This is a genomic window from Paracoccus sp. PAMC 22219 (assembly GCF_000787695.1).
GTDB lineage: Bacteria > Pseudomonadota > Alphaproteobacteria > Rhodobacterales > Rhodobacteraceae > Paracoccus.
Map to the genome: position 1 here is coordinate 1 of NZ_BBPH01000141.1, position 5,733 is coordinate 5,733.

Consider the following 5,733-nt stretch of genomic DNA (forward strand, 5'->3'; position numbering starts at 1 on the left):
GGCAGGTCAGTGATTATACCAGCGCGGCGGCGCTTCTGGACAGCCTGCCGCAGGCCGACTGGTTTCTGGCAGACCGGGCCTATGACGCTGACTGGCTTCGAAAAGCATTGCAGGACAGAGGGATAAAAGCCTGCATCCCCGGCAGGACGTCGCGCAAGAAGACCGTGAAATACGACAAGCGCCGCTACAGAAGGCGCAATCGCATCGAGATCATGTTCGGTCGTCTGAAGGACTGGAGACGTGTCGCCACACGTTACGACAGGTGCCCGGAGACCTACCTTTCCGCAATCGCATTGGCCGCAACCGTTCTGTTCTGGCTGTGATCAAGAACGAGTCCTGACGCTAACGATCAAAAGATATTTTTTAGAAAATAATTTGTTAAAATGATTGTTTCTTAACGAATTTTTCAAGGGCTGTAAGGGATCTTTCAAGCGCAACTTTGAACTTTACTTGGTCGCTAAGTTGGGGATTTCCGGTCACAGCCAAATCTTGCAGAAATCGCGCCGCACGGTGTGCAACCAAAATGCGCCCTGGTGCAACCAGCGGTCCCTCAAGCAGGAAACGCGTGCTTCGTCCCCGCGCATCAAGGCCAGTGCATCCCGCCCAAGCCTCACGCAGTGATGAAGGGCGTGCGCGTACAGGGATCAAGTCGATCTCGAGCGATTTCGCCCAGTCCTGCCATTTTCCGCGATGCAAAGGCAAAAAGGGCTGCAATCCTATCCATGGTACCCGAAGAGTGTCCGCAACAATGGCTCCATGCATAGCCTCCGTGACAACAAGCTTCGCGCCTGCAATTCCGCGCAGCAAGTCGCTAACAGCAGCACGCGGATCTAGAAAAGTAATACCCGCTAGCTTACAGACATGCTCCCAAGCCCCGCGTTGCAGGCTATCTATATGAGGCATGAACACAGTGCTACCATTATCTAATAGTGAGGGCCGGTCCATTGCTGCCAACAGTATTGCGCTGTCCGTAATGACTAACGATGGCTCAAGTCCGAATTTAGCAGCCGTGAGCGGGCCACGCACCCAATGCACTTCCCAAGTGCCATCATTAATATTAGGAATTTTTGTATAGCCGCCATATCCTGAACCCAGAACATGTTTGCGCGAATGGGCAGGGTGGTCTGTGTTTAAGATCGACCCAATGCCAACCAATAACTCTCTCTCGTCTCCGTCCAAAAATCCCTGTGGCAGTAAACTACGCCAAATGACATTATTTAGCTCATCACCAAAATTGGGTTCTTTACCGCTGTAGAATGAGAGCTTCATGTTATTATTCTTTTATAAAAACTTAATTGATTGAATTTATTTTCTTTACGGGCGCTGTTTTTGCAACCATGTAAAGTATAAAATTTACAAGGATGCATGCCCAGCATCGGTCATGACGGTCCATACCCCGTTGCAATGAAGCGCGCTAGGGTTACGATACCTAACCATAACATGACCACGTCTGCCAAGGCACACGCAGATAGTAAGACTTTTGGGCACTCCAGCGCGCCATCTGCGCTTCGGTCAGCCAGAATAAGTTGCTCATCGATCAGGTCACCTTGCGGCGGCCTGAATCACGCAAAGGGCGTAAGATCAATGGGTCTGGAGCCTAGGTCGCGTATGGTGACATGGCTTGGGCTCGTCTTGTGGGTGGGTGGAGAAACCGCAACGTTTTGGCTGCAGTAATGAGGAGAATGCCCGGCACTGCTGCCGCCAGTGCGGCACACATTGCTCGATGCGAAGTGCCGGAGCCGTGTTAAAACTCAGCTTATTGGTGAACTAGGATTTAGTGGCGGGAGATGGACGTGTCTGGTTTCATCAAAGGCATTTGCGGGGGAACATCAGTTTAAGCCAAGGATCAAATAAGCTGGAAAAGCGATGCCCGCCGCCAAGTCGACATGCAACTCTCGTTCGCACTCTACGGGGCGGCGAACCGGATCATGCGGATGCACAGGCGGTTTCTGGAGCCGCTCGGTCTTACCTTCCCGCAATACCTGGTGATTCTCGAGCTGCTCGAAACGTCTCCGTGCTTGGTGAGCAGGATCGGCGCCAAACTTGGCCTTGATACCGGCACGAACGTTCATCTCCTCAAGCGCATGGAGCAGTCCGGGCTGATCGCAAAGAAACGTGACCCGCTGGATGAGGGCCGGGTCCTTGTCGAGCTGAAGCCCGCCGGTCAAGCGTTGCAGGCTTCAGTCTTAGCCTTTTGCTGTCGATCTGCGGTCGCCGCCGGCTCGGCGAGCGCGTCCCGACGGGTAGGCCAAACCCCGAACGTTCTGGCATCATGTACAACCTAAACGTGCAGAACATCATCTGCGGACGGTAAAATCGCTCTTCCAGACAGCAAAGATACGTAGCCCTATCGCAAAGAATGCTGCACTTGTACCCCTTTGGGACCTTGGAAACCTAGAAGGCAAATTCACTCTAGGGTTGATTACTTCTGGCCTTCATGGCTTAGCGAGTGATCCTCTTCATGTGAGCCTGTCATGCGCCGTCCCGTTCTGATCGGTCTGCTGCTTCTGCCCGTCCCGGCATGGTCCCAGGAGTGCCACCCAAGCTACGCGCTCGTCTGCGTACCCATGGCCAGCGATGTGGATTGCGCAAGCGGTAGCGGGAACGGGCCAGCCTATGCGCAAGGCCCGGTCGAGGTCGTCGGACCTGACGTCTATGATCTGGATCGAGACGGCGACGTGATCGCCTGTGAAAACTGAGCATCTTTGAGGCGCCATACAGGAGAGGTCGGCTACGATATCGGCAATCCCCCTGCAAACAAAGAACCACCGAACCTGACCGCAGGGAGGAGGAGTGCGGCAGGTCCGGTGGTCTTTGGAAGTTCACCTAGGAAGGAGGAGGAAGACACCCTTGGAAGGAGGAGTGAAGCGCTTGGCTTCAAGGTTCAGCTTGGGGGCATCGCTGCAGGCTGTCACGGGTTTGCGCTGCATTGCAGCGTCTAGTTTTCGGGTCGCCGTGATCGACGGCGAACTTGCCCCTCGATTGCACAGACCTGCCTTGGTGGGAGGCGGGATATCCAACCTCTGGCTGCGATGTTGCGAATATGAGGTGTTCTGCGCCCGGACGTGCAAGGGGGTAGAGATCAGCCGGGGGTTGTGGATTGGTTAATCTGCTCCAAGAGCAGTTTCGAAGCTTTGAAATGCAGGATTCGGTTGCTCTACACCCGCACGGGAGCGCCGTTCCGAGGGTTTCGATCGATCCGCGCGCCCCGGACCTTGCTGGAGAAACTTCCAAACCCCCCGGACCTCGACCCGCTCGCCCCGGGAGAGACCGTCCATGATCTCACCCAGGATCGCGTCGAGTGCATCTGCCACCACGGGGCGGCATAGATGCGGATGGGTCTCAACAAGCTTTGCGATCAGTTCTGAGCGGATCATGGGTCCATCCTCTTTTTCCCAAAAAAATACGAGCAGGCCAGTTTAGGCTCGGTCCGTCGGGGATGGTGACGTTCCGTCGGTGAGCTGTAGCCCGATGTTTTGCTGTGTATCGCTGACCTTCACGGTTGCGATCCCGTCCCCGTTGGACAGATCTACGCTCGTGCCACCAGCAGACGACGTCAGCTTCACCACGCGCCAAGGCGGGCATTCGAAAACCTGCAGCCTGCCATGAATGTCCGTGAGGGCGACGATTTTTGCCATGATGTTCTCTGTGCCTGCTTAGCCCCACAGGACCGGATGATACTTGCAGGAGCCGAGAGCCTTATAAACATTTGTTATCATTTATTTTTGAAGAAAAACATGCAAGAAATATCCCCCTTTGGAGGTGCCGATGATTCATTCCATGATCTATCGAAGCCATACCGATCTGAAGCCGTCTGACGACGCCTATCGGCATATCATAGACCCGGCCAGAGCCCGCAATTTCAGTCTGGATATCACCGGATTTCTTCACTGGGAGGATGGCATCATCCATCAGTGGATCGAAGGGCCTGCCGCAGAACTGGCCATCGTCGAGCAGGTCATTCTCTCGGACAGGAGGCACCGGAACATCACCGTCCTGGACCGGCGGCATGCCCTTGAACGAGAGTTCGAGGGATGGTCGATGGCTGCGAGCACGTCGGAAGACAGCTCATTGTTTGAGTTCATCACGCGAAGTGCGATAGCCAGTTTCGCTCATGCGGCCCACGCAAGGAACATCCTCTCCTTCATGAAGCATCGATTGCCGCAGGTCGCCTGAATCCCTTTTGGCAAGAGCATCGGCAGCCGTTGCCAAGTTCACAGTAGATAACTATAGTTGTCACATGGTCGAAATGATCCGCAGTGCTACGTTTGATCGCTGGCTTATGGGCTTGCGGGATCGTCGGGCGGTTGCCCGGATCGCAGCACGGCTCGATCGGTTGGCCAGCGGCAATTCTGGAGACGCCGAGCCTGTCGGGGACGGAGTGTCCGAGCTGCGGATTCACTATGGACCGGGCTACCGGGTGTATTTCCTCCGGCGGGGACCGGTTCTGATCGTGCTGCTCTGCGGCGGCGACAAGTCGTCTCAGGAGAGAGATATCACCCAGGCCAAGGCTCTGGCCGCAGAATGGAAGGGTTGAGCGATGGCTGAGGAAACCTTTGCCCGCTACGACAGCGCCGATTACCTCAAGACAGAAGAGGACATTGCCGCCTATCTGGAAGCAGTCATGGACGAGGCGGGCGATGATCCTGCCTATATCGCCCGTGCCCTGGGGGTTGTCGCAAGGGCCCGGAACATGACGGCCCTGGCCCGCGAGGTCGGCATGAGTCGGGTGGGACTAAACAAGGCCCTGTCCGGCGAGGGCAATCCGACCCTCTCCACAGTGATGAAGGTTGCCAAAGCGCTTGGCCTCAAGGTTTCGATCCAGCCGGAAGCGTGAAGGTGGTCCGGTTTTAATGTTGATAAATCCGAAAACCCCGTCCGCTGCATTCCAATCCATGTTTCGCCCTCGCGGATGCTGATGGGCCGAGACCCTCACGCTCCCGTGCCTTCTGATCGGGGATGTTGGTCGGTGTTTTGGCGCGTGGCAAAGCCAGAAAACTCCCCGTAAGCGAGACCACAGGGATCGAGCGACGGGGCGTTTTCCGGCGGAATGTCTGGATCAGTTTGGCGGTGGCCGGAGCGTAAAACTTACGTTCGCATCTTTTGACGTGCTGCCACACTGACAACGCAAATGGCAGGAACATATTCAAACGAACCTTGTTCTCTCCGCATGAAGAGCAATGCACACTCTCTTCATGGGGACCTTCGTTCACCCTGTTCGAAGGTCTCCTCATTATCTGGACATTGCGTTGATCAGAACTGCCGGGCAGGGCGCAAAACACAACGCCGGGGCCGGAATGCAATTCCGGTCTCAGGCCGTTGGAGACCGTGGGGCTGACTGCATGGCCTTGGCCTGCACGGAGATCCCGCTCCTGTTAAGGCCCGAGGACTCGCCACTGCCAGCCTTCTCGACCATTTCACTGCGAGGCGGTCGTAGCGCGGGCACTTAATGAGAGTGGAAGTGAACTTTCATCGCTGGTCTGAGGATCGGCACAAAGTGCTCGAAGTGCTCCTTCAGCCCTAGTGCCTGTAGACCAGATCCGAAGGATCAGGCCGCTGCGCGTTGGCATCTAGCGTCGCACCAAGCCGTTCTGCCAAACTGGATGATCTTTCATTGTCAGGATCGACATGGCTCACCAGCGTCTCGATGTGCCCGACGTTAAGGGTCCATGATGGCAACGACCTGCCACTGATCCCTGCCAGAAGAAGGGTCTCGAGTGCCAGATTTTTGAG

The 5,733-nt window shown here is 55.7% G+C and carries 8 protein-coding genes and 1 pseudogene; 5 read left to right on the plus strand and 4 right to left on the minus strand.

Going from position 1 to position 5,733, the window contains the following annotated elements; translation table 11 throughout:
- On the plus strand, nucleotides 1-323 hold a 323-nt coding region (locus TY51_RS15130; RefSeq protein WP_042250935.1), incomplete at its 5' end, for an IS5 family transposase.
- 55 nt (nucleotides 324-378) lie between these two features.
- On the opposite strand, the gene TY51_RS22115 is transcribed toward TY51_RS15130, so the two are convergent.
- Nucleotides 379-1,269 carry a polysaccharide pyruvyl transferase family protein gene (locus tag TY51_RS22115; RefSeq protein WP_156118059.1) on the minus strand — a complete coding sequence of 297 codons (891 nt, stop codon included), beginning with the start codon at nucleotides 1,267-1,269 and terminating at the stop codon, nucleotides 379-381.
- Nucleotides 1,270-1,934: 665 nt separating this feature from the next.
- On the opposite strand from TY51_RS22115, the gene TY51_RS24595 reads away from it, so the two are divergent.
- Entirely contained in the window at nucleotides 1,935-2,285 is a 351-nt protein-coding gene (locus tag TY51_RS24595) for a MarR family winged helix-turn-helix transcriptional regulator (RefSeq protein ID WP_373960717.1), read from the plus strand.
- An 819-nt stretch (nucleotides 2,286-3,104) separates the two neighbouring features.
- Here the strand turns inward: TY51_RS24595 and TY51_RS22120 are convergent.
- Together TY51_RS22120 and TY51_RS22805 are read right to left on the minus strand one after the other, a co-directional pair.
- On the minus strand, nucleotides 3,105-3,377 hold the full coding sequence (locus tag TY51_RS22120; protein WP_197054786.1) for an HU family DNA-binding protein: 273 nt from the start codon (nucleotides 3,375-3,377) through the stop codon (nucleotides 3,105-3,107).
- Nucleotides 3,378-3,419: 42 nt separating this feature from the next.
- Nucleotides 3,420-3,638, minus strand: a complete 219-nt coding sequence (locus TY51_RS22805) for a hypothetical protein (protein WP_042250940.1) — start codon at nucleotides 3,636-3,638, stop codon at nucleotides 3,420-3,422.
- 142 nt (nucleotides 3,639-3,780) lie between these two features.
- Here TY51_RS22805 and TY51_RS15150 point away from each other — a divergent pair, with 142 nt between their 5' ends.
- From TY51_RS15150 to TY51_RS15160, 3 genes are all read left to right on the plus strand, one after another.
- Complete coding sequence (locus tag TY51_RS15150; RefSeq protein WP_197054787.1) at nucleotides 3,781-4,176, plus strand: BLUF domain-containing protein; 396 nt, start codon at nucleotides 3,781-3,783, stop codon at nucleotides 4,174-4,176.
- 64 nt (nucleotides 4,177-4,240) lie between these two features.
- Nucleotides 4,241-4,537 carry a type II toxin-antitoxin system RelE/ParE family toxin gene (locus TY51_RS15155; RefSeq protein WP_042250946.1) on the plus strand — a complete coding sequence of 99 codons (297 nt, stop codon included), beginning with the start codon at nucleotides 4,241-4,243 and terminating at the stop codon, nucleotides 4,535-4,537.
- 3 nt (nucleotides 4,538-4,540) lie between these two features.
- Nucleotides 4,541-4,837, plus strand: a complete 297-nt coding sequence (locus TY51_RS15160; protein WP_042250948.1) for an addiction module antidote protein — start codon at nucleotides 4,541-4,543, stop codon at nucleotides 4,835-4,837.
- Between the two features lie 683 nt (nucleotides 4,838-5,520).
- Here the strand turns inward: TY51_RS15160 and TY51_RS23595 are convergent.
- Nucleotides 5,521-5,733, minus strand: a pseudogene (locus tag TY51_RS23595) (GNAT family N-acetyltransferase); the annotation flags it as partial.

What these genes read in the sequence shown, in the direction of transcription:
- TY51_RS22115 (WP_156118059.1), bottom strand. Translation starts at nt 1,269, where the DNA reads ATGAAGCTCTCATTCTACAGCGGTAAAGAACCCAATTTTGGTGATGAG.
- TY51_RS24595 (WP_373960717.1), top strand. Translation starts at nt 1,935, where the DNA reads ATGCACAGGCGGTTTCTGGAGCCGCTCGGTCTTACCTTCCCGCAATAC.
- TY51_RS22120 (WP_197054786.1), bottom strand. Translation starts at nt 3,377, where the DNA reads ATGATCCGCTCAGAACTGATCGCAAAGCTTGTTGAGACCCATCCGCAT.
- TY51_RS22805 (WP_042250940.1), bottom strand. Translation starts at nt 3,638, where the DNA reads ATGGCAAAAATCGTCGCCCTCACGGACATTCATGGCAGGCTGCAGGTT.
- TY51_RS15150 (WP_197054787.1), top strand. Translation starts at nt 3,781, where the DNA reads ATGATCTATCGAAGCCATACCGATCTGAAGCCGTCTGACGACGCCTAT.
- TY51_RS15155 (WP_042250946.1), top strand. Translation starts at nt 4,241, where the DNA reads ATGGTCGAAATGATCCGCAGTGCTACGTTTGATCGCTGGCTTATGGGC.
- TY51_RS15160 (WP_042250948.1), top strand. Translation starts at nt 4,541, where the DNA reads ATGGCTGAGGAAACCTTTGCCCGCTACGACAGCGCCGATTACCTCAAG.